This is a genomic window from Rhodococcus sp. ZPP (assembly GCF_017656075.1).
In the GTDB taxonomy this organism is placed as follows: Bacteria; Actinomycetota; Actinomycetes; order Mycobacteriales; family Mycobacteriaceae; genus Rhodococcus_F; species Rhodococcus_F oxybenzonivorans.
Genome location: NZ_CP058638.1, coordinates 1,578,003 through 1,603,873, shown reverse-complemented (window position 1 = coordinate 1,603,873; position 25,871 = coordinate 1,578,003). Strand labels below are relative to the sequence as shown.

The window sequence follows — 25,871 nt, the reverse complement described above, 5'->3', positions numbered from 1 at the left end:
ACACGTGGTACCGCGCAGAGCCGACGAAAGGCACGATGGAATCGTGAGCAATGTGGAAGCGAATTCGGTGGAGAAGCGGTGTGAGTCCCGTCCCGGTGGCGAGGGTATCGAGGTGCTGAGCGCGCGCGAGGTTCCGCTGGGCGGCCCTCGCGCCATGCCGGTCCGGCGCACTCTGCCGCAGCGCGATCGTTCACTGATCGGGGCGTGGTGCTTCGCCGATCACTACGGTCCGGACGATGTCGGACTCACCGGGGGGATGAACGTCCCGCCGCATCCACACACCGGGCTGCAGACAGTGAGCTGGTTGTTCACCGGCGAAATCGAGCACCGCGACAGCATCGGCTCACACGCCATGGTCCGGCCCGGCGAACTGAACCTGATGACGGCGGGGCGGGGCATCGCACATTCGGAGGTGTCGACGCCGGAGACGCACATTCTGCACGGAGCCCAGCTGTGGGTGGCGTTGCCCGCCTCGGCTCAGGACGCGCCGCCCGCCTTCGACACCTATGCGCCGGAACCGGTGGAGTTGGACGGCGCAACGGTCCGGGTGTTTCTCGGTACCACAGCGGGGTCGACATCGCCGGTCCGGACCTTCTCGCCGCTGCTGGGGGCGGAGGTCCTGCTGGATCCGGGTGCCGACGTCACCTTCGACATCGAACCCGGTTTCGAGGTCGGGGTTCTGGTCGACGAAGGCGACGTCCGGCTACGCGGAACCCCGCTGAAGTGGGCGGAACTCGGCTATCAGCCGCCGGGGTCCTCGGTAGTGGCACTGCGAAATACGGGTGAAACCCGCGCCCGGCTGCTGCTGCTCGGCGGCGAGCCACTCGGCGAGCAGGTGATCATGTGGTGGAACTTCCTCGGTCGCAGTCACGACGACATCGTCGGCTACCGCCGGGACTGGCAGTCGGAAATCCGTGGCTCAGGGTCCGCCGACTACCGGTTCGGAACCGTCGAAGGATACGACGGTTCGGCTTTGCCTGCGCCCGAGCTGCCGAACAGCCGGCTGAAACCGCGCGGCTGATCCCTCGCCCTTCAGTAGCTGGTCAGTGCGGTGTTGGCCCCGCACAGGACGACACACAGCGGTCGATCCGAGGACGGTACGAGTTCGCCGGTGAGGATCGCGGCGAGCGCCGCCGCCGTGCCGTGTTCGACGACGATCCGGAACTCCTCCCACAGGAGCGTTCGCGCGTCGAGCAGTGCGCTGTCATCCACGACGAGGCTGTCGACGGGCCGCCCCGACACGGTGGCCCACGCGATCGAGCCGATCTGAGTGGCCCCGAGGGAGTCGCCGGCAATGCTGTCGATGTCGATGTCCACGGGACGGCGTGCCGCGACGGCCGTGTGCAGGGTGGCCGCGCCGCGCGGTTCCACACCGATGATGGCGTCGTCGTCGCGGCTACCCGCGACGATGCCCGACAGCAGACCGCCGCCGCCCACGGCGACCACGTAGGTGACCGGTTCGGGGACGTCGTCCTGGATCTCGAGGGCGATGGTGCCCGCTCCCGCGACGATGTCCGGAAGGTCGTAGGCGTGCAGCGCCAGTGCGTTCGACGACTCGGCGAGCTCTGCGGCGTACGCGGCGGCCTCCGCATAACGGTCACCCACCGTGCGGACATCCGCCCCCAGCGCCCGCAGTTTCTCGATCTTGATGTCGGGCGCGGTATCCGGCACCACCACGGTGCATCTCACACCGCGCAGGCGTGACGCCCAGGCGGCGCCGATCGCGGCGTTTCCACCGGAGGCGATGACGACCCCCGCGTCGGCGAGCTGCCCCTCCTCCTCTGCGTGAAGCAAGGCGTTGAGACTGCCGCGGACCTTGAACGATCCGCCGTACTGGAGGAATTCGAGCTTGAAGATCACCGGAACGTCACCGTGGGCCGTCGGAACGGTGGCCCGGAAGGTGGGAGTTCGCCGGATCAGCCCGTCGATGCGCTCGCGCGCGTGAACGACGGAAGCATGGTCCACTGTGTCTGCCATGACATACATCGTGTCATCTCGTGAGGGCGGTGCTACCGCGACTGCTTGACCGTTGCGGTTCCCTGCGCGGCGGCACAGAGCACCTCTGATCCATCCTCCTGCACTGCGTAGATGTCGCAGCGGCACAGGGCCTGGCGCCGGGTCGCGGCGTCGGCCCGAGCGTCGGCGCGAAGGATCACTCCCAGCGCCGGACGCAAGTAGGTGATGGTGAATCCGGCGGTCATGATGTTCGCGCCGAGCACGGTGCCGGCCGCGAAGGTGAGCGCATTGTCGGCGGCGTAGGACAGGACGCCGCCGTGCACGAAACCACTCTGCTGCCGTAGATCATCACGGACGGGAATCTCGAGGGTGGTACGGCCGTCGCCGAACTGCGTCATGCGGGCACCCACGAGCATGCTGAACGGCTGCGCTTCCAGCACGGCCCGGGCAGAGTCTGGAGTCAAGGCGACATCCACGGTCATGGTTCACTCCTGAGTTCGTAGCGACATCCACGCGGCGCGCGCCAATTCCGGGGCCACGGCGGCGGGTTCGGTGGTCATCGAGCCGGCGAGCCAGTGCCGGGAATACTCCTGCGCAGGTCCGAGCCACAGTGCGTACAGAACATCGATGCCGAGGCGACGGACCGTGCCGTAATGCTCGTGGACACGCCACCAGTGCGTCACCTGGCGGAAGAATGCGGCGTTCTTGTCGTGCACACGCTGGTCGACGGCAGGGGGGCAAGGCGCAGACAGAATCGCAGCCCTGTCCCTGTGTGTGGACACCCACGCGAGGTGGTGTACGACCGCTCCTTCGATTCCGGTCCGGGCGTCCGCGCACTCGGACAGTGCAGTCCAGAACTGATCCTGATAGTCGGTGAGTGCGCGGAGCCAGACCTGCGCGTACAGCTCGGCCTTGTTGGGGAAGTGGTGGTACACCGCACCCACGCTCGCCCCAACGTCCTGCCGGATGTCGGACAGTCGGGTCTCGAGAACTCCGCGGCGTGCGAAGTGTGCTTCCGCCGCATCCAACAACAGACTTTGAATCGGCACCAACCGAATATAGTTCGGTCTCGCCGTCCGTGGGAAGGACTTCCCGTAATCTCCGCGATCAAGGCCGTGATGCCTGCGACGATGAGGACGTGCTCAATTCCCGGGCGAAACGGCGGCTTCCGCGGCGAGTCGGCGTGCGGCTCGTGCCGCGGCCGGGAGGTCTGGTGTCCCCGGCGCCTCGTTTACTGCGCCGTCCGGTTCCCCATCGCGTTCAGATCGAGAACTTCGAACGTGCCGGTCTCCTGGAGGGGCTCTCGGGTTCGGACCGTACTGCCCGGATCGGCGTGCTCGACACGCTGGTCGCGGAGAACGTAACCATCGACGAACTACGCGCCGCGACTCAGGGCAACCGGCTCGCTCACCTGTTGCTCGAGCATGCCTTGTCGCCGAAAGGCACGTACAGCATCGAGGAAATCTCGCAGCTGGCCGGTCTCACCGTCGAGGATGCCCGCCGTTGGTTTCGCGCCATCGGCAGGGGAGCGTCCGAGGACGGGGCGTACTACAACGACGGTGATGTGAGCCTTGCGCGAGGATTGAAGCAGTACCGAGATCTGGGACTCGACGAAGGTGGAATGTTCGCGGCCGCACGCGTCATGGGCCGCAATATCTGGACGTTGGCCGATGCCGCGGAGGCCCTCCTCCAGGACCGTCTCGCGGCAGCGGGTGATCACCCGGAAGTTGCCCTGCAGTATGCGGTGGAGGTGCGCCGTATCGCAGATTTCCAGGCACAGATACTCGCGCACATTCTTGCGACGAGCCTGCGTGAGCAACTGCGTTCGGACGCGGTCGGCATCGCCGGTGACTCGAACCTGCACATCCGGGGTTCTCAGCAGATCGGGGTGTGTTTCGCCGATCTCGTCGGGTTCACGCTGCTCGGCGAGCAGGGCGCGGCGGACGATCTGAGCCGGGTCGCGGAACGGCTCGACCGCCTGGCCACTGACCTTGTGGTCTCGCCTGTGCGATTGGTGAAGACGATCGGGGACGCGGTCATGCTGGTTTCGTGGGATGCCTCCGCGCTCGCGGGCGCCGCACTCGACCTCGTCGATGCCGCCCGTCTGGAAGGGTTGCCACCACTTCGGGCCGGCATCGACTGGGGAACCGCAGTGCCGAGCGCGGGCGACTGGTTCGGTCGACCGGTCAACATGGCGTCCCGCGTGGTGGCCGTCGCACCCGCCCACGAGGTGGTGGTCACCGGTGAGTTCTACGACGAACTGGACACCGACGACTTCTGGTGCGAACCGGCCGGCAGCCACAGGCTGAAGGGCATCGATTCGCCTCGGGAACTCTTCGCGATCGGCCGACGATCCGTCGCCTGAGTAACAGTTCTGCTAGAGCTTGTAGGACCCGGCGAAAATCGAGATTCCCGGCTTCCGACTCTCGACCTTGGAGTCCACGTGCAGGTCGGCGTAACCATCCTTGCCCTCGCGGAGCATGCGGGGACCGACGATCTCCTGCAGGACGTGTTCCTCTGCCGACTCGAACGACGTATCCGACGGGAGTTCGACCTCGAAGTTGTGCTGGTCCACGAGTGTCCTTTCCTGGTACTTCCGCGGGCGAATGCCGGTCGCGTCTCGATGATATGGGCTCCTCGCCCGCGCGTCAGGGTTCGTCCGAGGGCGTGCGCGTCCCGAATCGGGAGTTGAACTCCTGCGCCCGGAGATCGCGCGCGAGATGGTCGCGTTGCTCGACGATCAGTCTTCGCAGAGCGCCCGGTGCGTCGGCGTTCGCTGCGAGCCAGGCGTCGGCCGCGCCGAGGGTCTTCTCCCGGGGGAACAAGCCGGTCACCACCCGGCGTGCCATCTCGATGCTCCGGTCCCGCCAGGTCGGACGTACTGCGGCGAAGTAGTCTGCCGCGAACGGTGCGACGAGGTCACGTCGTGCTCCCGCGAGGAATCCGCTGATGGTGGCGTCGAGGTGATCGTTCGACAGCGAGTGGTCGTGGAAAATGGACGCCCAGGCCTCCGCCTTGACGGCGACTTCCGGACGGGCCGACATCGCACGCAGGTACGCGGTGCGACCGGACCCGGTGTCGTCCCGCTGCCATTCGGCGTGCAGGTCGGTGTCATCGGCATGACCGGTGGCGGCGAGAGCGAGCCAGAACGCCCACCGCAGGTCGGGGTCGAGAGACAGTCCGGACGGCGGCGGTGCACTGCCGTCGAGAATCGATCGAATGTCCGCCGCCCGGCCTCCGTCGGTTGCCGCAACGGCGGCGACAGCGCGCGCCCAGGTGAGCTGGGCGCCGGAATCACTGACGAACATTTCGTTCCAGGTGTGCTCGAGCCATCGGCTGCGGGCGTCCGCTCGGGCGGATTCGGGTAGGTAGTGCTCGATCGCGAAGGGCGCATTCGACAGCACGGAGGTCAGGAGAGCCGGGTTGGATTCCGTAGGAGAGAACCGCTGCGCCATGGCAAGATAGCGGGCTGCCTCCAGTTCACTGTCCCGCGTCGCATTCCAGAGGGACGACCAGATCAGCCCGCGTGCCAACGGGTCGCGAACCCGGTCGAGGGAGTTCTCCACCGTGGTCAGCGAGCGAGTGTCGAGGCGCACCTTCGCATACGTCAGATCGGCGTCGTTCGGTAGCACCAGCGGGGCATCTGAGAGGTCGACGGGAGTCCGCGAGGTGGTGATGTCGATTTCGGTTCGCTCGGTGCACACCAGGTCGCCGGCTTCATCGAAGTCGTACATGCCGATCGCCAGCCGGTGCGGTCGGGGATCGGTCTGCGAAAGAGTCGCGCCGCCCCCGTCGTTGCGCTCCAGGGCCAGAGTCGATACTCCGCTGGTCTGCAGCCAGGCGTCCGCCCAGCTGGTCAGGTCGCGACCGGATGTGCCGGACAGCTCGGTCAGCAGATCGGCCAAGGTGGTGTTTCCGAAGGCATGGGCGCGGAAGTAGCGGCGAGCGCCCTCGAAGAAGGCGTCCCGACCCACGTAGGACGCGAGCTGCTTCAGCACACTGGCGCCCTTGGCGTAGGTGATGCCGTCGAAATTGAGCTTCGCGGCTTCGAGGTCGACGATGTCGGCCACGATGGGATGGGTCGTCGGGAGCTGGTCCTGGAGATAAGCCCAGGCCTTGCGCCGGTTGGCGAAGGCCACCCACGCCTGTGTCCACCGCGTCGCCTCGGCACTGGCGAGCGACCCCATGTAGTCGGCAAACGACTCCTTGAGCCACAAATCGTCCCACCACACCATGGTGACCAGGTCACCGAACCACATGTGCGCCATCTCGTGGAGGATCGTGTTGGCCCGGCCCTCGTACTGGGCATCGGTCGCCGACCCACGGAACACGTACGCCTCGGTGAAGGTGACGCAGCCCGGATTCTCCATGGCCCCGAGGTTGTACTCGGGCACGAAGACCTGGTCGTACTTACCCCACGGATACGGGTAGTCGAAGGCGTCGGCGAAGAAGTCCAAGCCCTGCTGAGTGATCTCGAAAATGGTGTCGGCGTCCAGATATCGTGCCAGGGATGCCCGGCACAGGACGCTCAGCGGCACTGTGAGGTTTCCTCTCTGCCAAGAGGATTCGACCCTGTGGTACGGACCGGCCACGACCGCGGTGATGTAGGTGGACAGGGGCAAGGTAGCTGCGAAGGTGACGACCTGGCCGTCGCTGACGGTGTCACGCCGGTCGACGTGCTGGTTGGAGATCACCTCCCAGCCCCGGTGTGCGGTGACGACGAAGGTGAACGAAGCCTTGAGGTCGGGTTGTTCGAAGCACGGGAAAACCCGGCGGGCGTCGGCCGGCTCGTACTGGGTGTACAGGTACGTCTGTCCGTCGGACGGGTCGACGAACCGGTGCAGACCCTCCCCGCTGCGCGAGTAGTCGCCCTGTGCGACAACGGTCACGACAGTGGATTCCCGTAGTCCGGTCAATGCGATACGTGCACCGTCGTACTGCACATCCACCGCGGTTCCGTCGACGGTCACCGACTCCACCCCGGCACCGATGAAGTCGAGCCAGGTGTCGGGGGAGCGTGAGGAGAATTCCACCGTGGTGGTGGTGCTGAAGGTGTCCCTGCCGGGGTCGACGGCACCGAGGAGGTCGAGCTCCACTCGGTACCGGAGCACCTCGATCGACCGGCTGCGTTCGGCTGTTTCGGCGCGGGACAGGTTCGCGGTACTCACGGCGTCGATACTGCCAGGCGGAGAAGGCTCGCGGAGAGACGGTGCGACGGCCGGCGACCACATGAGGGCGGTACCCGATAATGGCCCCATGCGGTCGCGGAGGAAGATCCTGGATGCCACGCTCGAGTTGATCAGAAGTGACGGCTTCGACGGGGTCACCATCGCGGCGGTGGCTCAGGCCGCGGGCGTCACGCGGCAAACCGTGTACTCCATCTTCGGGTCACGCGAGGAACTGGTGTCGCAGGCGATCGCCGGTCTTGCGGTGGAGGTGGTGGGCGGCATCCGTTCCCGCTTGGACGCCACCGGCACGCCCTTCGAGCTCGTCGTCGAGCTCGTCGTCGCCAGTCGGGCTGCGGTGCACGCGGACCCGGTCCTCGCGGCACTGCTCCAGGCCGAGCAGGGAAACCCTCTTTTCGACGCGGAAATGATGCGTCGCGCCAAACCCGTTGCACGCGAGTTGCTCTCACCTCTCGTTGATCGCTACCCCGACACGCAGACGCACCTGGACGACATCGTCGAAATCCTGGTCCGCCTGGGACTCTCGGTCATCATGTTCGACGACGAAGCCGTTCACGCCGACGACGACCTGCGCAGGTTTCTCACCCGCTGGCTACTGCCGGCGATGCCCTTCGGTTCGTGACGACCCGGCGCGGTGTGCGCCCCAGGTTCCGCCTCTCGAACAAACGAGTTTCTTGACACATCTTCGATCGAGTGTCGAGTTTTGACCTCGCCTGAGGGATTGCATCGGGCGCTCTGCCCGCAAAGTGCGTCCGGTTGGCCGGCTCACGCGTGATGTGACCACGTCGACCTGTCTTGTCATCTCGCCGAGTACGTCTCCACCGAGAGCTGGGGAAAGCTGTGTCTGCACTTAATCGCCGGTCCTTTCTGACGGGCGCGGCCGCCGCGGGAATTGCGTTGGCGAGCCCGTACGTTGCCCAGGCCGGCGTCAGTCGGGAGGACCATGGTGCGCGAACCTCGGTCACCCGCGAAGATCACCGGGTAATCGTCGTCGGATCCGGATTCGGGGGTGGTGTCGCAGCTCTTCGGCGCGCCGGTGTTGGAGCCGTACACAGGTCTCCTCGAGACGGTGCTCGGTGAGAACATGACCGCACTGTGCGCTGCGGGAGTCGGCGGCGGGTCCTTGGTATATCAAGGGATGACCCTGCAGCCGGCCGAGGCCGTCGTCAACTCTCATTTTCCGGAGGCGGTTCCCCTCACCTGGCATCCGCTGGGCGGTGCCTGCATGGGCACGGTGTGCGTCCTCGAAGGCCGCGTGCACGGCCAGCGCGGGCTGTACGTGCTCGACGGTGCCCTGATGCCCGGCAACACCGCCGCGTGCAACCCGTCGATGACGATCGCCGCTGTGGCCGAGCGCGCATTGGACCGCATCGTCGCTGCCGACGTCGGGACCCTGATATGAACTAGACGCGGAAAGGAACTACCTGTTGCTCAGTACCGACCCGATGCCGGCGGCGACGACGAGCGCGATCGCGGCCAGCGTCTGCAGTCCCAGTACCTGCCCGAGGACGAGAACCCCGGCGAGCGTGGCAGCAGCCGGCTCGAGCGCGATGAGGATGGCGAACACCTTCTTACTCATCACCTGTAGCGCCCGCAGTTCGAGAGTGTACGGAATGACCGAAGACAGCAGAGCCACCGCGGCGCCCACCGCCAGAGTGCGGGGATCGAACAGTGCTGTCCCGCCTGAGATCACGCCGAGAGGCAGCGTGAGCACCGCGGCGACGATGCTGGCACCGGCCAGGCCGTCAGCGCTCGGAACCGTCGCCGCCAAGTGTGAACCGGCGATGATGTAGCCCGCCCACGCCGCGCCCGCAGTGAGGGCGAATGCGACACCGACGGCGTCCAGCGCCTCGGTGCCCGTGTCCCGCAATCCGAGGATCAACACTCCGGCGAGAGCCGCGAGCACCCACACGCCGTCGCGGAGTTGTCGCGACAAGACGGCGGCCAGGGTGAGCGGCCCCAGGAACTCGATGGTGACGGTGGTGCCCAACGGTAGCCGCGCCAGCGCCTCGTAGAAGGCCGAATTCATTACTGCGAGGGCAAGTCCCAGGGCGACGATGCCCTCTCGTTGCGGTCGCGTCCACCGATGCCATCGTGGACGGACCAGAATGCCGAGGATGAGTGCGGCGACGGTGAGCCGCAGTGCCACGGCGCCCGACGCGCCGACCGTGTCGAACAAGGTGCTCCCGAAGGCGGCGCCGAACTGGACGGACAACACCGATCCGAGGACCGACAGGACAGGGACGAGCCGGCTGGGGGACGTTCCGGTCACGGGCGCTGTGTTTCCGCCGCAGCGGTGCGGTGAACCTGTCTTACGGCCGGGCGGAACCGATTCACTGCCCCGTGAAGTTCGGTGTCCGGCGATCGAGCATCGCCCCGACGGCTTCGTGGTGGTCGGCGGTGTGGTGTGCGAGCGCTTGCATCGCCGCCGAGAGTTCGAGCAGGCTTTCGAGGCTGTGTTGGCGTCCCTCGCGAAGCAGCTTCTTGGTCATTCGAAGCACCTGGGGTGGGTTGACCGCTACCCGGTCGGCCAGCGTCCGCGCCGCCGGCAGCAACTGGTCGGGCTCGGTCACCTGGGAAACTAGTCCCCACTCGAGGGCTTTGGCGGCGTCGATCGCGTCACCGGTGAACGCCATTTCGCTGGCGCGCGCCATGCCGATGGCCTGCGGAAGAAACCAGGCGCCCCCGTCGCCGGGAACGAGGCCGACCTTGACGAAACTCTCCGCGAAGACGGCGGCGGTGGAGGCGATCCGCATGTCACACATCAACGAGAGGTCGCAGCCCGCGCCGATTGCCGGCCCGTTGACGGCGGCGATGGTCGGTACCTCGCAGTGGTACAGGGCGAGTGGGATCCGCTGGATGCCGTGTCGGTAGCCCTGCCGGATTTCGGCGGGGGAGCCGCCGAACATTCCTTCGCGGTTCTGCATGTGCTTGACGTTGCCGCCGGACGAGAACGCCGAACCGGAACCGGTGATGATGGCGGCGCGCACGCTGGGGTCACCGTTGACCTCGGCCACCGCGTTCTCGAGTGCCTCGATCACGTCGGGCTCGGAGATCGGGTTGCGGGCCTCGGGACGATTGAGCGTCCACGTGATGATGTCGCCATCGCGGGTGGTGAGCACAGCGTCGGTCATGAACGGCTCCCTCTGGGTGTGTGCGGCTTTCGGAACAGAGCCAAGTCTTGCATTCCGGCTAGATGCCGGCCCTCCGCACCAACGCGTCGGTGAGGGTTGGCGCGAAGAACCCCAGAACCCGGAACAGCTCCCCATATCCCGGAAGCAACTCCACGGGCCGCGTCCGGACGGCGGTGACGAACCATTCGGCCGCCTGCTCAGGGGACAACGCCGCCATCGAGTCGTAGTCCGTGGTCGGGGCTATCATGGGCGTCCTCACCAGAGGCAGGTCGAGGGTGGTCACAGCGATGCCGCGATCGCGAAGTTCGGCACCGAGACTGCGACCGAACGCGCCGACCGCCGCCTTCGACGCGTGGTAGGCGGAGAACTTGGGCATCACACCTGCGGGCACACCCCACGTGGCCACGTTGATGATGTGGCCGTCGCGACGCTCGAGCATCGACGGAAGCAACGCGAGCGTGAGCCGGGTCGAACCGAAGTAGTTGATCGCCATGGTGCGCTCGTAGTCGTGGAAGCGGTCGAGCGAATCTTCGACCGTCCGCCGGATCGAGCGTCCGGCGTTGTTGACGAGGACGTCGACAGGGCCGATATCGCCGAGCACCCGGGACACCATGGCGTCGATCGAGTCGGGGTCGGTCAGATCGCAGGGAACAGCGTGCGCGTCGCACCCTGCACGCAGGATGTCGTCGCGGACGGCTTCGAGGGCTTCGGCGCCTCGGGCGACGAGCACGACCTCCGCTCCGAGATGTGCGAGTCGGCGTGCTGCAGCTTCGCCGACACCTGACGAACCCCCGGTGACCAGGATGCGCTTCCCGGCTACCCGATGTCCCGACTTCGGTACGAGGCGCGTCGCGAGTGTCCGCGGCGAGGGGAGAGGATTCAGTGCCGCCTGGGTGAGCAACTGTCGGATCACGTCCCAAGCGTGGCAGCAGACCGCCCGCAATGCACCCGGCGACACGGCAAGGACAAAAACAATCAATCGTGCTTGCTTTTTTGCGGGTCTGGTGTGATGCTGGTCGCATGGCCGAACTGCAGAGGTTCATCGATGACGTATGTGCCGAGAGTGAAGCGCTGGATGCGCTGGTCGCAGACCTCCCGGACCCCCGATGGGGAGACCCCACACCCGCGGAGGGATGGACGATCGCCCACCAGATCGGGCATCTGCTCTGGACCGATCGAGCCGCCCTGCTGGCGATCACCGACCCCGACGCGTTCACCACGCAGCTGGCGGTCGCCGCGGCAGACCCGGCAGGTTTCGTCGACGCCGGTGCCCGCGAGTTCGCGAGCCTCCCGCCGGCGCAGCTCCTCGAGGACTGGCGGACGACCCGTGCACAGCTCGCCGATGCTCTGGCCGCGGTGCCGCCCGACCAGAAAATCCTGTGGTACGGACCGCCGATGAAGGCGGCGTCCATGGCGACGGCCCGCTTGATGGAAACGTGGGCGCACGGCCAGGACGTGGCCGACGCTCTGGGAGTGACACGGACACCCACTGCGAGACTGAGAAGCATCGCCCACCTCGGTGTCCGCACCCGCGACTTCGCCTACGCCGTCAATGAGCTTTCTGCGCCGTCCGAGGAATTCCGCGTCGAACTGACCGCGCCCGGTGGTTCGTCCTCGTGGACATGGGGACCCGAGGACGCCGCCCAGAGGGTGACCGGACCGGCAGAAGACTTCTGCCTGCTCGTCACCCAGCGTGCGAATCGGGCAGACCTTACTCTCGTCGCGACCGGGCCGGACGCCGACCAATGGCTGGACATCGCACAGGCTTTCGCGGGTCCCGCCGGCGGGGGACGGGAGGCGGGGTCGCGATGACGGTGCGGATCGGCAACTGTTCCGGCTTCTACGGTGACCGCCTGTCGGCGATGCGCGAGATGCTCGAGGATGGCGAACTCGACTACCTGACCGGTGACTATCTCGCCGAACTGACCATGTTGATCCTCGGTCGTGACCGCATGAAGGACCCCGACCGGGGATACGCCAAAACGTTTCTACGCCAGGCTGAAGACTGCCTCGGACTGGCCCTGGACAAGGGCGTCCGCATCGTCGCCAACGCAGGCGGCCTCAATCCCGCAGGTCTGGCCGCGGCACTGCGCGCAGTGAACGACACGCTGGGGCTGCAGGCAAAGATCGCTCACGTCGAGGGTGACGATCTGATCGGGCGGACCGCGGAACTCGGACTGGGCAGTCCGCTGACCGCCAATGCCTACCTCGGAGCGTGGGGAATCGTCGAATGCCTGAATGCCGGGGCCGACGTGGTGGTCACCGGCCGTGTCACCGACGCCTCGGTGATCGTGGGACCGGCGGCTGCGCACTTCGGGTGGCAACGGGGCGACTTCGATCAGCTGGCGGGTGCGGTGGTGGCGGGTCACGTCATCGAGTGCGGCACCCAGGCCACCGGGGGCAACTATGCATTCTTCACCGAGATCGCCGACCTCGACCGGCCCGGGTTTCCGATCGCCGAGATCGACGCGGACGGATCCTCGGTCATCACCAAGCACCCCGGAACGGGCGGGGCGGTGACGGCCGGAACCGTGACCGCGCAGCTGCTGTACGAGATCACGGGCGGCCGGTATGCCGGCCCCGACGTGACGGCCCGGATCGACACCGCCGAGCTGTCCGACGACGGCGCCGATCGTGTCCGCATCAGCGGGGTCACGGGTGAGCCGCCGCCGCCGCAGCTGAAAGTCTCGTTGAACACGCTCGCCGGGTTCCGGAACGAGGCCGTGTTCGTCCTGACCGGCCTCGACATCGAGGCCAAGGCGGCGCTGGTGCGGAGACAACTCGAGAGTGGGCTGACCATCCGTCCGGCCGAACTGGAGTGGTCGCTCGCCCGCACCGACCACCCGGACGCCGATACCGAGGAGGCCGCGAGCGCACTACTGCGGTGTGTGGTTCGCGATTCCGACGCCGCCGCGGTGGGGCGCAGCTTCTCCTCGCTCGCAGTCGAACTCGCACTCGCCAGCTATCCCGGCTTCACGCTCACCGCCCCACCCGGGCAGGGCCAGCCCTACGGGGTGTTCACGCCCGGATACGTACACGCCAAGGAAGTTCCGCACGTCGCGGTACTGCCGGACGGCGCCCGCGTCGACATCGAGCCGTCTCCCGAGGTGCGTGAACTCGAGGACGTCGACGATCCGGTTCTCCCGGGGGCACCGGCCAGTGGCCCGACGACGCGCTGCCCCCTCGGCACCATTGCCGGTGCCCGCAGCGGCGACAAGGGCGGCAACGCCAACGTCGGTGTGTGGGTCCGCACCGACGAACAGTGGCGGTGGCTGGTCCACACCCTGACAGTCGACGAAGTGAAACGACTCCTCCCGGAGGCTGCCGACCTCCCCGTCACGCGGTACGTGCTGCCGAAACTGCGCGCCGTCAATTTCGTCATCGAGGGAATTCTCGGGCAGGGCGTCGCGTCCCAGGCCCGATTCGACCCGCAGGCCAAGGGTCTCGGTGAATGGTTGCGCTCGAGGCACGTCGATATTCCGAAAGCACTCCTCCCCGAAGGGACAAGTTCGTGAACGTGTGGGACACACCGGAACGGCAGGAGCTGCGCAAGACCGTGCGCGGTTTCGTCGAGCGACAGATACTTCCCCATCTCGCGGACTGGGAGCGTGACGGTGAGATTCCGCGCGCACTGCACCGTGAGGCAGCCGAACTCGGGCTGATGGGCGCCGGATTTCCGGAGTCCGTCGGCGGCGAGGGTGGGGATTTGGTGGACGCGGTCCTCATCTGCGAGGAGATGCACCAGGCCGGGGCGTCGGGTGGTCTGTTCGCGTCTCTGTTCACCTCGGGCATCGCCCTGCCGCACCTGGCAGCGGCCGGTGACCCGGAGCAGATAGAGAAGTGGGTGCGGCCCACCCTGCGCGGAGACCTCATCGGCTCGCTCGCCATCACGGAACCGGGCGGCGGTTCCGACGTCGGACACCTGCGGACCACCGCGGTGCGCGACGGCGACCACTTCGTCGTCAACGGTTCCAAAACCTTCATCACCTCCGCGTGCCGCGCCGACTTCGTGGTCACCGCGGTACGCACCGGCGGACCCGGCGCCGCCGGTGTGTCCCTCCTCGTGATCGAGAAAGGAACACCCGGTTTCGAAGTGGCCCGCAAACTCGACAAGATGGGATGGCGCGCCTCCGACACCGCGGAGTTGTCGTTCGTCGACGCGCGTGTGCCGGTCGCCAACCTCGTCGGCGCCGAGAACAGCGGATTCTCACAGATCGCCCAGGCCTTTCTCACCGAACGCATCGCGCTTGCAGCCCAAGCGTATTCGAGCGCGCAGCGGTGCCTCGACCTCACGTTGGCGTGGGTCCGCGACCGCGAAACCTTCGGGCGGCCACTGATCAGCAGGCAGGCAGTGCAGAACACGGTCACGGAAATGGCCCGGAAGATCGATGTGGCCCGGGTGTACACCCGGACTCTGGTCGAGCGGTCGCTCGAATCGAACGAGGACTTCATCGCGGAGGTGTGTTTCGCGAAGAACACCGCGGTGGAGTCGGGCGAATGGGTGGCCAACCAGGCTGTTCAGCTGTTCGGAGGGCTCGGTTACATGCGGGAGAGCGAAGTGGAGCGGCAGTACCGCGACATGCGCATTCTGGGAATCGGCGGGGGCACCACGGAGATACTGACCGGCCTTGCCGCCAAGCGATTGGGGTATCAAGCATGACGACGCTGAAGTCGACTCTCGACACCGGCTCGGACGAGTACGCGGCCGCGGCGAAAGCCATGACCGACAAACTCGCCGAGATCGACACCGAACACGCCAAGGCGCTCGCCGGCGGCGGGGAGAAGTACACCGAACGGCACAAGAAGCGTGGAAAGCTCCTCGCCCGCGAACGGATCGAATTGCTGCTGGACCCCGACTCCCCCTTCCTCGAGTTGTGCCCGTTGGCGGCGTGGGGCAGCGAGTTCCCGGTCGGCGCCAGCACCGTGGTCGGGATCGGGGTAGTCGAGGGTATCGAGTGCCTGATCGTGGCCAACGACCCGACGGTCCGCGGTGGCACGAGCAACCCGTGGACACTGCGGAAAGGGTTCCGCGCCAACGATATCGCGCGGCAGAACCGGCTCCCGGTCATTTCACTCGTGGAGTCGGGCGGCGCCGACCTCCCCACCCAGAAGGAAGTGTTCATTCCCGGCGGTCGCATGTTCCGCGACCTCACCCAGCTGTCCGCCGCGGGCATCCCGACCATCGCGCTCGTCTTCGGGAACTCGACCGCCGGTGGCGCGTACATCCCGGGCATGTCCGATCACGTCGTGATGATCAAGGAACGGTCCAAGGTGTTCCTCGCCGGACCTCCGCTCGTGAAAATGGCCACCGGTGAGGAGTCGGACGACGAAACCCTCGGCGGCGCCGAAATGCACGCCCGCAAGTCCGGTCTCGCCGACTACTTCGCCGTCGACGAGCAGGACGCGATCCGGATCGGCCGCAGCATCGTCAAGCGACTGAACTGGAAGAAGCAGGGTCCCGCGCCCCGGGCCGAGGTCATCGAACCGCTCGCGGACCCCGAGGAACTGCTCGGCATCGTCCCCGCCGACCTCAAGATCCCGTTCGATCCCCGAGAGGTGATCGCCCGCATCGTCGACGGCTCCGACTTCGACGAGTTCAAGCCGATGTACGGGTCTTCGCTCGTCACCGGCTGGGCCGAACTGCACGGGTATCCGATCGGCATCCTCGCCAACGCGCGCGGTGTTCTCTTCAGCGAGGAGTCGCAGAAGGCCACCCAGTTCATCCAGCTGGCCAACCGCTCGAACACCCCGCTGCTGTTCCTGCACAACACCACCGGATACATGGTGGGTAAGGAGTACGAGGAGGGCGGGATGATCAAGCACGGTTCGATGATGATCAACGCGGTCTCCAATTCCACCGTCCCGCACATCTCGATCCTCCTCGGGGCGTCGTACGGGGCCGGGCACTACGGCATGTGCGGACGCGCATTCGACCCGCGATTCCTGTTCGCCTGGCCCAGTTCCAAGTCGGCCGTCATGGGCGGTGCGCAGTTGGCGGGCGTCATCTCCATTGTCAGCCGGGCGTCGGCCGAAGCGCGCGGCCAGGCCTTCGACGAAGAGGCCGACGCCGGCATGCGGGCCATGATCGAGAACCAGATCGAGGCCGAATCGATCCCGATGTTCCTGTCCGGTCGCCTGTACGACGACGGTGTGATCGATCCCCGCGACACCCGAACCGTGGTGGGAATGTGCCTGTCGGCCATTGCCAACGCCCCGATCGAAGGCGCCGAGAACTTCGGCGTCTTCCGGATGTGAGGCAGCACATGACAACCCTCGACGCCCCACACCTGATCCGGTCCGTCCTCGTCGCCAACCGTGGTGAGATCGCCCGTCGCATCTCCGCCACCTGCCGGCGGGCGGGCATCGGTACCGTCGCCGTGTTTTCCGACGCCGACGCATCGAGCCCGCACGTCGCCGAGGCCGACGCTGCGGTCCGGTTGCCCGGCAACAGCCCCGCCGACACGTACCTGCGCGGTGACCTCGTCATCGAGGCTGCCCGCCGGGCCGGCGCCGATGCCATTCACCCGGGCTACGGGTTCCTCTCGGAGAATGCCGATTTCGCGCGCGCCGTCCACGACGCGGGACTCACCTGGATCGGGCCACCCTCGCCCGCCATCGAGATGATGGGCTCGAAGGTGGAGTCCAAGAAGCTGATGGCCTCCGCCGGGGTCCCCGTCCTGGCCGAACTCGATCCCGACTCGGTCACCGAGGCCGATCTGCCCGTGCTCGTCAAGGCGTCCGCGGGCGGCGGCGGACGCGGCATGCGTGTCGTTCGCGAGCTCGCGGACCTGGCGGAACAACTGGAAGGCGCTCGCCGCGAAGCACAGTCGGCCTTCGGTGACCCGACGGTGTTCTGCGAGCGCTACCTGGAAACGGGCAGGCACATCGAAGTGCAGGTGATGGCCGACCGTCATGGAACGGTGTGGGCGGTGGGGGAGCGTGAATGTTCCATCCAGCGCCGTCACCAGAAGGTGGTCGAAGAGGCGCCGTCCCCGTTGGTCGAGGCCATACCCGGGATGCGGGAGCGGCTTTTCGAAGCAGCCCGAGTCGCCGCCAAGGCCATCGACTACGAGGGTGCCGGCACAGTCGAATTTCTCGCCGACCAGGCGGGAGACTTCTATTTTCTCGAGATGAACACCCGACTGCAGGTGGAGCACCCGGTCACCGAATGCACCACGGGGCTCGACCTCGTCGAACTGCAACTGCAGGTGGCGTCGGGTATTCCTCTCGCCGCGGAGCATCCCACCGTGTCGGGCCACTCCATCGAGGTTCGGCTGTACGCCGAGGATCCGGCTCTGAACTGGCAACCCCAGAGCGGCACCGTCCACCACTTCGACGTGCCGGGCACGACCACCGAGTTCGACGTTCTGCGCTCGCCCGGCGTCCGCCTCGATTCCGGTGTGGTCGACGGCTCCGTGGTGGGTGTGCACTACGACCCCATGCTCGCGAAGGTGATTTCGTTCGCGGCAACGCGGTCCCAGGCGGCTACCCGACTGGCGTCGGCCCTCGGCCGTGCGCAGATCCACGGGCTGCGCACCAACCGGGACCTGTTGGTCAATGTCCTGCGGCACCCGGCGTTCCTTGCAGGCGACACGGACACCGCCTTCTTCGCGACCCACGACCTCGCGGTGTTGTCGCGGCCGCTCGCGTCGGCTGACGCCCACAGGTTGTCGGCGCTCGCCGCCGCACTGGCGGACGCGGCGCACAACCGCGAGGTCGCGGCGGTGAACGCCACGCTCCCCAGTGGATGGAGGAACCTGCCGTCCGCTCCGCAAAGTAAGACGTTCAGCACAGGTGACCGTCAGATCGAGGTCCGGTACCTGCTCGGCCGGTACGGGCTGAAGGCGGACGGTTTCGACGATGTCACCCTCGTCGCGGCGACCGCGCGCAGGGTCGTGCTGGACGTTGCCGGGTTGCGCAGATCGTTCGAGGTGGCGCGCTACGGCGACGACGTATTCGTCGACTCGGCGCTCGGGCCGGTGAGCTTGCGGGCAGAGCTGCGATTCACCGATCCGAGCACCGTGGTGGCGGAGGGGTCCCTACTCGCCCCGATGCCCGGCTCGGTCATCCGCCTCGGCGCCGAGGTCGGCGATTCCGTGACCGTCGGCCAGCCGGTCGTGTGGCTCGAGGCGATGAAGATGGAACACACGATCAAGGCACCGGCATCCGGTGTGGTCACCGAACTGTCGGTGACCGTCGGTCAGCAGGTCGACGTGGGAACGGTACTGGCAGTAGTCGAAGCAGCGCAGGCTGAAGGAGAATCATGAGCTTCATCGAGACCGAAGAACAGAAGGAACTCCGTGCCTCCGTGTCGAGGCTCGGGGAGCGTTTTAACTACGTCGATTATGTGCTTCCTCGGGCGCGGCGCGGTGAACCACTGACGGAGTTGTGGAACGAGGCGGGCAAGCTCGGGTTCCTCGGCGTCAACCTCCCCGAGGAATACGGCGGCGGGGGAGCGGGCATCTACGAACTGGCGCTGGTCCAGGAAGAACTTGCCGCGCACGGTGCCGGGCTGCTGCTCGTGGTGGTGTCGCCCGCCATCTGCGGCACCATCATCGGCAAGTACGGAACCGAGGAGCAGAAGCAGAAGTGGCTCCCAGGACTCGCCGACGGGTCGAAGATCATGGCATTCGGCATCACCGAGGCCGATGCGGGTTCGAACTCGCATCAGATCACGACCACCGCGCGCCGGGACGGCGAGGACTGGGTGCTGACGGGGAACAAGATCTATATCTCCGGGGTCGATCAGGCCGATGCCGTCCTGATCGTCGCGCGGACCGAGGACTCGAAGACCGGCAAGCTGAAGCCTGCGCTCTTCATCGTCCCCACCGACGCCGAGAACTTTGTCAAGACGCCGATGGAGATGGACATCGTCGAGCCCGACCACCAGTTCATGCTGTTTCTCGACAGCGTGCGGCTTCCGGCGGACGCACTCGTCGGAGAGGCCGACGCCGCGCTGATGCAATTGTTCGCGGGCCTGAATCCCGAACGCATCCTGGGTGCGGCCATGGCTGTCGGCATGGGTCGGTACGCGCTCGACGCGGCCGTGAAGTTTGCGAACGAGCGCACGGTGTGGAAGACGCCGATCGGCGCTCACCAGGGGATTTCGCACCCACTAGCTCAAATCAAGATCGAGCTCGAACTCGCCAAGCTGATGATGCAGAAGGCCGCGGTGCTCTACGACAGCGGCGACGACTTCGGTGCCGCGGAGGCCGCGAATATGGCCAAGTACGCCGCCGCCGAGGCGAGCATCAAGGCCCTCGACCAGGCCATCCAGACGCACGGTGGGGCAGGCCTGACCAAGGAATACGGCCTGGCAGCGATGCTCGGTGCGGCCCGCATCGCCCGGGTGGCGCCGGTCAGCCGGGAAATGGTCCTGAACTTCGTCTCCCAGCACTCGCTCGGGTTGCCGAAGTCGTACTGATGTCGAACGGACAGCACATGACCGAAGTACACGCCGACCGGTTCGTCCGGTACGAGGTGAGTCGCGGGTTCGCCACTCTCACCCTGGACTCGCCGCACAACAGGAACGCGATCTCCGGGAGGCTGGTCGAGCAGCTTCTGCAGGGATTGCGGGACGCCGCTGCGGACAACGACGTCCGCGGCGTCGTTCTGACCCACACCGGCGGCACTTTCTGCGCCGGGGCGGATCTCAGTGAGACCGGTGGAGATGTCGGGTCCCGGACCCGTCAGATGGCGGAACTACTGCGCGCCATCGTCGAGCTGCCCAAACCGGTGGTGGCGCGGATCGACGGTCACGTCCGAGCGGGAGGCATGGGTTTGGTGGGTGCCTGCGACATCGCGGTCGCCGGACCTCGGAGCACCTTCGCCCTCACCGAGGTGCGTCTGGGGCTCGCCGCCTCGATCATCTCGTTGACCGTCCTTCCCCGCATCGACGCACGCGCGGCAGGCCGGTACTTCCTCACGGGGGAGAAGTTCGGCGCGCACGAGGCCGAGGCGATCGGACTGATCAGTGAGTCGGCGCAGGACCCGGACGACATCGTCGAGGAAATTCTCGACCAGTTCCGGCAGGCGTCACCACAGGGGCTGGCGGAGAGCAAGGCCCTGATCACAAGGGCACTGCTCGCCGATTTCGACCGCTACACCGACGAGCTGACAGCGCAGTCCGCGAGGCTCTTCGAGTCCGAGGAAGCCCGGGAAGGCATGATGGCGTTCCTGCAGAAGCGGCCGCCCACCTGGGCCTCCAGCCCCGTGCGCGGTTGACGAGTCTCAGGACTCGTCAACCGCGCACGGGCGCGCAGCGCAACGAGAGGAAGTGACCGCATGACCCGCGAACCGAAGCAGGACCGTAGCCGGGTCACGCGTGAGCATCTGCTCGAGGTCACCATCGACTGCCTCGCCGAACTGGGGTGGGGCGCCACCACCGTCAGCCTGGTGGCGCAACGCGCCGGGGTGTCGCGCGGTGCCACTCAGCACCATTTCCCGACGCGGGAAGATCTGATCACCGCCGCCCTCGAGGTGATGTTCGACGCCAGGATGGAGCAGGCCCGGCGGGAGGCCACCGACCTGCCATCGGGGGCGGGCCGCACCGAGGCGGTGGTGTCGCGGCTCGTCGACTACTACACGGGCACTCTCTTCAAAGCGGCCCTGCAGGTGTGGACCGCAGCCGCGGCCGACCCGGAGCTGCGGGCGCGGATCGTGCCGCTCGAGGAACGCTTCGGACGTGTCGCCCATCGCACCGCCGTCGAGCATTTCGGCTTCGACGACTCCGACCCGGTGGCACACCGCCTCGTGCAGGCCACCCTCGACCTGGCCCGCGGGCTCGGCCTCGCCGACGTCCTCACCGACGACTCGAAACGCCGCGCCGAGGTGGTACGTCAATGGGCTGCGCAACTCGACGCCGCGCTCCCACGGGGCACTGACGGCGCCGAACGGACACTCGACGCGGTGGCAGTCGACTGAACCGGGCACACCCCGGCCGGATCGGTAGAGTCAGCGTTCATGGGCAGGAAATGGGGAGTGCTCGCCGCGGTCGGTGTCGTGGCTGCCCTGGCCGGCTGCGGGGGCGGCGACGACGCCGGGACCGATACTGCCGCCCCACCCGCCACCGGGCAGATCACCGAACCGGGACCGTTCTTCGGTCAGTGCGGCTCCGTCACGGACGACGAAGTGTCGACGGCATTCGGTATGCCCTCCTTCACCGGCGTCACCCGCAACTCAGTCGGCTGTGAATGGGAAACCGCGGGAATCGGCGGGCCCAGCGTGACGTTCTCCTGGTACCGCGGCAGTCCGATCGGCCGCGAACGGGCGGGATCGGAACTGATCGGCCGGCCGGCCACCGACATCGACGTCCAGGGGAACCCTGGCTTCATCGCCTCTTCGGAGGGGATTCTGTGCGAACTCGGTGTGGAGTTCGGTGGCGATTTCATTCACTGGTCGGTGATGTATGCCGACGCCCGGCCGGCCGCCGACCCCTGCAAGGTTGCGCGGGACCTCGCCGAACTCAGCGTGTCGAGGGCGAAGTGAGCGGGGGCCAGATGATGAGCGGAGGAGTGATGAGCGGCGGACGTCGCCGCGCGGCAGAGGTTACGGCCGCGATCGTGTCGGTGGCCGGGCTGATCGCGGGATGCGGGTCGTCGATCGACGGTTCGGCCCGACCCGAAGGTGCCTCTGTCACCGGTGACACGGAGAGGTTCACCGCCCTCCTCGAGGAGTGCGACGCAGTCACCGACGAACAGATCGCCGAAGCGGTCGCCGCCGACGCCATCGAGCGCGGCTTCTTCGGCGCGATCTGCCGCTGGGATGCCGTCGGCGCCAACGGTCCGGTGAAGATCACCTTCAACTGGTTCGAGACAGGTTCGCTCGACACCGAGAAGGAGACGGGCGAGGAGCTGGGCTACAAGGTGGAGTCGTCGACCATCCAGGGCCGCAGAGCCGTGGTGATGCGGCCACCGAACGACCCAGGAGCCTGCGGGGTGAGCGTGGGATCGCCGTCCTCGGGTGTGGTCGGCTGGTGGGTGCAGTTCACCGCTGCCGCGGCGGATCCGTGCGAGGCGGCGTCCACCCTCGCCGATCTGACGCTCAACCTGAGCAGCTAGTGTGCTGGCACTCGAACCGAAAGCCCTCTTTCTCACCTCGCAGCCCTTACCACCGCCCGCCCGCTTTGACCTTCCGGCGCGCCGCCGGGTATCGTTGTGGGTCGTGTCCGGCATGCCCGGGCCGATCTGTGTGCCTAGCGAGGTATTGCCGTGCGCGCGTTCGTGCAGATTTGCTGCATGGAACGAGCATCCGGCTGCCTGTGTGGGGGTATGCGACACACCCGACCGTGGGGTGCGTGCACGTCACGCACCGTCGATAAGGTGCGGGGCAGTAGCTTCCTTGCCCCAACTGCTAGATCCCTAATTTCAGAACAGCCAAGGTTGCTTGTCCAGAGCAGTCTGTTCAACACGAAGAAAGCCGGTAAATGCCAACCATCAATCAGTTGGTCCGCAAGGGCCGCCGCGACAAGACCGCCAAGGTCAAGACGGCAGCTCTGAAGGGCAGCCCGCAGCGTCGTGGCGTGTGCACCCGCGTGTACACCACCACCCCGAAGAAGCCGAACTCGGCGCTCCGTAAGGTCGCGCGTGTGCGCTTGACCAGCTCCGTCGAGGTCACCGCTTACATCCCGGGTGAGGGCCACAACCTGCAGGAGCACTCCATGGTGCTCGTCCGCGGTGGTCGTGTGAAGGACCTCCCGGGTGTGCGCTACAAGATCATCCGCGGCTCCCTCGACACCCAGGGTGTCAAGGGCCGCAAGCAGGCACGCAGCCGCTACGGCGCCAAGAAGGAGAAGAGCTAATGCCACGTAAGGGCCCCGCTCCGAAGCGCCCGCTCATCAACGACCCGGTCTACGGTTCGCCCCTGGTGACGCAGCTCGTCAACAAGATCCTCCTGGACGGCAAGAAGTCCACCGCCGAGCGCATCGTCTACCAGGCGCTCGAGCAGGCACGCGAGAAGACCGGCACCGATCCGGTCGTCACCCTCAAGCGCGCTCTGGACAACGTCAAGCCTGCCCTCGAGGTTCGCAGCCGCCGTGTCGGTGGCGCCACCTACCAGGTGCCGGTCGAGGTCCGTCCGGGCCGTTCCACCACCCTCGCGCTCCGCTGGCTCGTGACCTTCTCGCGGCAGCGCCGTGAGAAGACGATGGTCGAGCGTCTCGCCAATGAGCTCCTCGACGCCAGCAACGGCCTCGGTGCCGCTGTGAAGCGCCGTGAGGACACTCACAAGATGGCTGAAGCCAACAAGGCATTCGCCCACTACCGCTGGTGACGTCACGTCGGAGCAGTCACCTCACCGTGACTGCTCCGGCGTCGTTGCTACGTCGGGCCCTACCCGGGCCCGGCCGATCTACAACTCGAGACAATGGCCCCGCTGGTGGAACACCGGGGAGGCCGACACCCGATACACGAGCTACGAGCGGGGAAGAATCCTGTGGCACAGGAAGTGCTGACCGACCTGAACAAGGTCCGCAACATCGGCATCATGGCGCACATCGATGCCGGCAAGACCACCACCACCGAGCGCATCCTGTTCTACACCGGTGTCAACTACAAGATCGGTGAGACGCACGACGGCGCGTCGACGACGGACTGGATGGAGCAGGAGAAGGAACGCGGCATCACGATCACCTCTGCCGCGGTGACTTGCTTCTGGAACAACAACCAGATCAACATCATCGACACCCCCGGTCACGTCGACTTCACCGTCGAGGTGGAGCGTTCGCTCCGCGTGCTCGACGGCGCTGTGGCCGTGTTCGACGGCAAGGAGGGCGTCGAGCCCCAGTCGGAGCAGGTGTGGCGTCAGGCCGCCAAGTACGACGTTCCGCGCATCTGTTTCGTCAACAAGATGGACAAGATGGGCGCGGACTTCTACTTCACGGTCCAGACGATCATCGACCGTCTCGGTGCCAAGCCTCTCGTCCTGCAGCTGCCGATCGGCGCCGAGGACGACTTCGACGGTGTCGTCGACCTGGTCGAGATGCGTGCCATCACCTGGCGCGGTGTCGTGCCGACCGGTGCCGAGCCCACCATCGAGGAGATCCCCGCGGATCTGGCCGACAAGGCCGCCGAGTACCGCGAGAAGCTGCTCGAGACCGTTGCCGAGTCCGACGAAGCTCTCATGGAGAAGTACTTCGCCGGCGAGGAGCTCTCCGTCGAGGAGATCAAGGCTGCCATCCGCAAGATGACGGTCGCGTCCGAGCTGTACCCGGTGCTGTGCGGTTCCGCGTTCAAGAACAAGGGCGTGCAGCCCATGCTCGACGCGGTCATCGACTACCTGCCGAACCCGCTGGACATCGGTGAGGTTCAGGGCCACGCGCTGGGCAACGAGGAGGAAGTTCTCACTCGTAAGCCGAGCAAGGACGAGCCGTTCTCGGCTCTGGCCTTCAAGATCGCAGCGCACCCGTTCTTCGGCAAGCTGACGTTCGTTCGCGTGTACTCCGGCCGGATCGATCCGGGTGCCCAGGTCATGAACGCGACCAAGGGCAAGAAGGAGCGCATCGGAAAGCTCTTCCAGATGCACGCCAACAAGGAGAACCCGGTCGACGAGGCCGTGGCCGGCCACATCTACGCGATGATCGGTCTGAAGGACACCACCACCGGTGACACCCTTTGCGATCAGAGCAGCCCCATCGTGCTCGAGTCCATGAGCTTCCCGGACCCGGTCATCCAGGTCTCGATCGAGCCCAAGACCAAGTCCGACCAGGAGAAGCTGGGCACCGCGATCCAGAAGCTGGCCGAAGAGGACCCCACGTTCTCCGTCGAGCTCGACGAGGAGACCGGCCAGACCGTCATCGGCGGTATGGGCGAGCTCCACCTCGACATCCTCGTCGACCGTATGCGTCGCGAGTTCAAGGTCGAGGCCAACGTCGGCAAGCCGCAGGTCGCCTACCGCGAGACCATCACCAAGAAGGTCGAGAAGCACGACTACACCCACAAGAAGCAGACGGGTGGATCGGGCCAGTTCGCCAAGGTGATCATCGCGCTGGAACCGTTCGTCGGCGAAGACGGCGCCACCTACGAGTTCGAGAACAAGGTCAGCGGTGGCCGCATCCCGCGCGAGTACATCCCCTCCGTGGATGCAGGCGCACAGGACGCGATGCAGTACGGCGTCCTGGCCGGTTACCCGCTGGTCAACCTCAAGCTGTCGCTGCTCGACGGTGCATACCACGATGTCGACTCGTCTGAAATGGCCTTCAAGGTTGCCGGTTCGCAGGCACTGAAGGAAGCCGCCCGCAAGGCCGGCCCGGTCATTCTCGAGCCGCTCATGGCTGTCGAGGTCACCACACCCGAGGAATACATGGGTGACGTGATCGGCGACCTGAACTCCCGCCGTGGCCAGATCCAGGCCATGGAGGAACGCAGTGGTGCCCGTGTCGTGAAGGCGCTGGTTCCGCTCTCGGAGATGTTCGGTTACATCGGTGATCTGCGGTCGAAGACCCAGGGCCGGGCGAACTTCTCCATGGTGTTCGATTCCTACGCAGAAGTTCCCGCGAACGTCTCGAAGGAAATCATCGCCAAGGCGACCGGCGAGTAACCTCGGTTCCAGCCGGCCGAAAGCACGACCCAGTAATAACAACCGCACTGCTGCATACCGC

At 66.4% G+C, this 25,871-nt stretch carries 25 protein-coding genes and 1 pseudogene; 18 read left to right on the top strand and 8 right to left on the bottom strand.

Annotated features, from left to right (window positions below; genetic code table 11):
* Positions 1 to 43 precede the first annotated feature (43 nt).
* Positions 44 to 1,021, top strand: a complete 978-nt coding sequence (locus HYG77_RS07560) for a pirin family protein (RefSeq protein WP_109334938.1) — start codon at positions 44 to 46, stop codon at positions 1,019 to 1,021.
* A gap of 11 nt (positions 1,022 to 1,032) precedes the next feature.
* Here HYG77_RS07560 and HYG77_RS07555 read toward each other — a convergent pair whose 3' ends face one another.
* From HYG77_RS07555 to HYG77_RS07545, 3 genes are read right to left on the bottom strand one after another with little or no spacing between them, the layout of a single operon-like run.
* The gene (locus HYG77_RS07555) at positions 1,033 to 1,977 is read right to left on the bottom strand and encodes a serine/threonine dehydratase (RefSeq protein ID WP_109334939.1); all 945 of its coding nucleotides are present in this window, start codon (positions 1,975 to 1,977) and stop codon (positions 1,033 to 1,035) included.
* 32 nt (positions 1,978 to 2,009) lie between these two features.
* Positions 2,010 to 2,438 carry a PaaI family thioesterase gene (locus HYG77_RS07550; protein WP_109328011.1) on the bottom strand — a complete coding sequence of 143 codons (429 nt, stop codon included), beginning with the start codon at positions 2,436 to 2,438 and terminating at the stop codon, positions 2,010 to 2,012.
* A gap of 3 nt (positions 2,439 to 2,441) precedes the next feature.
* The gene (locus HYG77_RS07545; protein ID WP_208962321.1) at positions 2,442 to 3,005 is read right to left on the bottom strand and encodes a TetR/AcrR family transcriptional regulator; all 564 of its coding nucleotides are present in this window, start codon (positions 3,003 to 3,005) and stop codon (positions 2,442 to 2,444) included.
* Between the two features lie 164 nt (positions 3,006 to 3,169).
* Here HYG77_RS07545 and HYG77_RS07540 point away from each other — a divergent pair, with 164 nt between their 5' ends.
* Positions 3,170 to 4,321, top strand: a complete 1,152-nt coding sequence (locus tag HYG77_RS07540; protein WP_109334940.1) for an adenylate/guanylate cyclase domain-containing protein — start codon at positions 3,170 to 3,172, stop codon at positions 4,319 to 4,321.
* Positions 4,322 to 4,333: 12 nt separating this feature from the next.
* On the opposite strand, the gene HYG77_RS07535 is transcribed toward HYG77_RS07540, so the two are convergent.
* Both HYG77_RS07535 and pepN read right to left on the bottom strand, forming a co-directional pair.
* Complete coding sequence (locus tag HYG77_RS07535) at positions 4,334 to 4,531, bottom strand: hypothetical protein (protein WP_208962320.1); 198 nt, start codon at positions 4,529 to 4,531, stop codon at positions 4,334 to 4,336.
* Positions 4,532 to 4,604: 73 nt separating this feature from the next.
* A complete protein-coding gene (gene pepN, locus HYG77_RS07530) occupies positions 4,605 to 7,124 on the bottom strand; it encodes an aminopeptidase N (RefSeq protein ID WP_208962319.1) in 2,520 nt (839 codons plus the stop codon).
* A gap of 88 nt (positions 7,125 to 7,212) precedes the next feature.
* Here pepN and HYG77_RS07525 point away from each other — a divergent pair, with 88 nt between their 5' ends.
* The 3 genes and pseudogenes from HYG77_RS07525 to HYG77_RS40920 all read left to right on the top strand — a co-directional run.
* A complete protein-coding gene (locus HYG77_RS07525) occupies positions 7,213 to 7,764 on the top strand; it encodes a TetR/AcrR family transcriptional regulator (protein WP_109328017.1) in 552 nt (183 codons plus the stop codon).
* A 218-nt stretch (positions 7,765 to 7,982) separates the two neighbouring features.
* Positions 7,983 to 8,222: a twin-arginine translocation signal domain-containing protein gene (locus HYG77_RS40925; protein ID WP_348273576.1), complete on the top strand. Its 240-nt coding sequence runs from the start codon at positions 7,983 to 7,985 to the stop codon at positions 8,220 to 8,222.
* Positions 8,223 to 8,340: 118 nt separating this feature from the next.
* Positions 8,341 to 8,544 (top strand): annotated as a pseudogene (locus HYG77_RS40920) (GMC oxidoreductase); the annotation flags it as partial.
* An 18-nt stretch (positions 8,545 to 8,562) separates the two neighbouring features.
* Here the strand turns inward: HYG77_RS40920 and HYG77_RS07515 are convergent.
* From HYG77_RS07515 to HYG77_RS07505, 3 genes are all read right to left on the bottom strand, one after another.
* Positions 8,563 to 9,414, bottom strand: coding sequence for an EamA family transporter (locus HYG77_RS07515; RefSeq protein WP_109328019.1), 852 nt, complete (start codon positions 9,412 to 9,414; stop codon positions 8,563 to 8,565).
* Between the two features lie 61 nt (positions 9,415 to 9,475).
* Entirely contained in the window at positions 9,476 to 10,276 is an 801-nt protein-coding gene (locus tag HYG77_RS07510) for a crotonase/enoyl-CoA hydratase family protein (RefSeq protein WP_109328021.1), read from the bottom strand.
* Positions 10,277 to 10,334: 58 nt separating this feature from the next.
* On the bottom strand, positions 10,335 to 11,177 hold the full coding sequence (locus HYG77_RS07505; RefSeq protein ID WP_109334941.1) for an SDR family oxidoreductase: 843 nt from the start codon (positions 11,175 to 11,177) through the stop codon (positions 10,335 to 10,337).
* A 119-nt stretch (positions 11,178 to 11,296) separates the two neighbouring features.
* Between HYG77_RS07505 and HYG77_RS07500 the strand changes: the two genes are divergently transcribed.
* The 13 genes from HYG77_RS07500 (at position 11,297) to fusA (ending at position 25,810) form a co-directional block, all read left to right on the top strand.
* A complete protein-coding gene (locus tag HYG77_RS07500) occupies positions 11,297 to 12,088 on the top strand; it encodes a TIGR03084 family metal-binding protein (protein WP_208962318.1) in 792 nt (263 codons plus the stop codon).
* Positions 12,085 to 13,791, top strand: a complete 1,707-nt coding sequence (locus HYG77_RS07495; RefSeq protein ID WP_208962317.1) for an acyclic terpene utilization AtuA family protein — start codon at positions 12,085 to 12,087, stop codon at positions 13,789 to 13,791. The genes HYG77_RS07500 and HYG77_RS07495 overlap by 4 nt, the downstream gene beginning before the upstream one ends.
* A complete protein-coding gene (locus HYG77_RS07490; protein WP_109328027.1) occupies positions 13,788 to 14,936 on the top strand; it encodes an acyl-CoA dehydrogenase family protein in 1,149 nt (382 codons plus the stop codon). The genes HYG77_RS07495 and HYG77_RS07490 overlap by 4 nt, the downstream gene beginning before the upstream one ends.
* A complete protein-coding gene (locus HYG77_RS07485; protein WP_208962316.1) occupies positions 14,933 to 16,531 on the top strand; it encodes a carboxyl transferase domain-containing protein in 1,599 nt (532 codons plus the stop codon). The genes HYG77_RS07490 and HYG77_RS07485 overlap by 4 nt, the downstream gene beginning before the upstream one ends.
* Positions 16,532 to 16,539: 8 nt before the next feature.
* Complete coding sequence (locus HYG77_RS07480) at positions 16,540 to 18,543, top strand: biotin carboxylase N-terminal domain-containing protein (protein WP_244373537.1); 2,004 nt, start codon at positions 16,540 to 16,542, stop codon at positions 18,541 to 18,543.
* On the top strand, positions 18,540 to 19,700 hold the full coding sequence (locus HYG77_RS07475) for an acyl-CoA dehydrogenase family protein (RefSeq protein WP_208962315.1): 1,161 nt from the start codon (positions 18,540 to 18,542) through the stop codon (positions 19,698 to 19,700). Before HYG77_RS07480 ends, HYG77_RS07475 begins: the two co-directional genes overlap by 4 nt.
* On the top strand, positions 19,700 to 20,500 hold the full coding sequence (locus HYG77_RS07470) for an enoyl-CoA hydratase family protein (protein ID WP_208962314.1): 801 nt from the start codon (positions 19,700 to 19,702) through the stop codon (positions 20,498 to 20,500). Before HYG77_RS07475 ends, HYG77_RS07470 begins: the two co-directional genes overlap by 1 nt.
* A gap of 60 nt (positions 20,501 to 20,560) precedes the next feature.
* Positions 20,561 to 21,199 carry a TetR/AcrR family transcriptional regulator gene (locus tag HYG77_RS07465; protein ID WP_159920443.1) on the top strand — a complete coding sequence of 213 codons (639 nt, stop codon included), beginning with the start codon at positions 20,561 to 20,563 and terminating at the stop codon, positions 21,197 to 21,199.
* Positions 21,200 to 21,238: 39 nt separating this feature from the next.
* Complete coding sequence (locus HYG77_RS07460; RefSeq protein WP_109328037.1) at positions 21,239 to 21,763, top strand: DUF3558 domain-containing protein; 525 nt, start codon at positions 21,239 to 21,241, stop codon at positions 21,761 to 21,763.
* A gap of 29 nt (positions 21,764 to 21,792) precedes the next feature.
* Positions 21,793 to 22,335: a DUF3558 domain-containing protein gene (locus tag HYG77_RS07455; RefSeq protein ID WP_208962313.1), complete on the top strand. Its 543-nt coding sequence runs from the start codon at positions 21,793 to 21,795 to the stop codon at positions 22,333 to 22,335.
* A 365-nt stretch (positions 22,336 to 22,700) separates the two neighbouring features.
* Positions 22,701 to 23,075 carry a 30S ribosomal protein S12 gene (rpsL, locus tag HYG77_RS07450; RefSeq protein WP_005252198.1) on the top strand — a complete coding sequence of 125 codons (375 nt, stop codon included), beginning with the start codon at positions 22,701 to 22,703 and terminating at the stop codon, positions 23,073 to 23,075.
* Entirely contained in the window at positions 23,075 to 23,545 is a 471-nt protein-coding gene (gene rpsG / locus HYG77_RS07445; RefSeq protein WP_072738343.1) for a 30S ribosomal protein S7, read from the top strand. The genes rpsL and rpsG overlap by 1 nt, the downstream gene beginning before the upstream one ends.
* A gap of 162 nt (positions 23,546 to 23,707) precedes the next feature.
* The gene (gene fusA / locus HYG77_RS07440; protein ID WP_109328039.1) at positions 23,708 to 25,810 is read left to right on the top strand and encodes an elongation factor G; all 2,103 of its coding nucleotides are present in this window, start codon (positions 23,708 to 23,710) and stop codon (positions 25,808 to 25,810) included.
* Positions 25,811 to 25,871 lie beyond the last annotated feature (61 nt).

What these genes read in the sequence shown, in the direction of transcription:
- HYG77_RS07555 (WP_109334939.1), bottom strand. Translation starts at nt 1,977, where the DNA reads ATGGCAGACACAGTGGACCATGCTTCCGTCGTTCACGCGCGCGAGCGC.
- HYG77_RS07550 (WP_109328011.1), bottom strand. Translation starts at nt 2,438, where the DNA reads ATGACCGTGGATGTCGCCTTGACTCCAGACTCTGCCCGGGCCGTGCTG.
- HYG77_RS07525 (WP_109328017.1), top strand. Translation starts at nt 7,213, where the DNA reads ATGCGGTCGCGGAGGAAGATCCTGGATGCCACGCTCGAGTTGATCAGA.
- HYG77_RS07510 (WP_109328021.1), bottom strand. Translation starts at nt 10,276, where the DNA reads ATGACCGACGCTGTGCTCACCACCCGCGATGGCGACATCATCACGTGG.
- HYG77_RS07500 (WP_208962318.1), top strand. Translation starts at nt 11,297, where the DNA reads ATGGCCGAACTGCAGAGGTTCATCGATGACGTATGTGCCGAGAGTGAA.
- HYG77_RS07495 (WP_208962317.1), top strand. Translation starts at nt 12,085, where the DNA reads ATGACGGTGCGGATCGGCAACTGTTCCGGCTTCTACGGTGACCGCCTG.
- HYG77_RS07485 (WP_208962316.1), top strand. Translation starts at nt 14,933, where the DNA reads ATGACGACGCTGAAGTCGACTCTCGACACCGGCTCGGACGAGTACGCG.
- HYG77_RS07480 (WP_244373537.1), top strand. Translation starts at nt 16,540, where the DNA reads ATGACAACCCTCGACGCCCCACACCTGATCCGGTCCGTCCTCGTCGCC.
- HYG77_RS07475 (WP_208962315.1), top strand. Translation starts at nt 18,540, where the DNA reads ATGAGCTTCATCGAGACCGAAGAACAGAAGGAACTCCGTGCCTCCGTG.
- HYG77_RS07470 (WP_208962314.1), top strand. Translation starts at nt 19,700, where the DNA reads ATGTCGAACGGACAGCACATGACCGAAGTACACGCCGACCGGTTCGTC.
- HYG77_RS07465 (WP_159920443.1), top strand. Translation starts at nt 20,561, where the DNA reads ATGACCCGCGAACCGAAGCAGGACCGTAGCCGGGTCACGCGTGAGCAT.
- HYG77_RS07460 (WP_109328037.1), top strand. Translation starts at nt 21,239, where the DNA reads ATGGGCAGGAAATGGGGAGTGCTCGCCGCGGTCGGTGTCGTGGCTGCC.
- HYG77_RS07455 (WP_208962313.1), top strand. Translation starts at nt 21,793, where the DNA reads ATGAGCGGCGGACGTCGCCGCGCGGCAGAGGTTACGGCCGCGATCGTG.
- rpsL (WP_005252198.1), top strand. Translation starts at nt 22,701, where the DNA reads ATGCCAACCATCAATCAGTTGGTCCGCAAGGGCCGCCGCGACAAGACC.
- rpsG (WP_072738343.1), top strand. Translation starts at nt 23,075, where the DNA reads ATGCCACGTAAGGGCCCCGCTCCGAAGCGCCCGCTCATCAACGACCCG.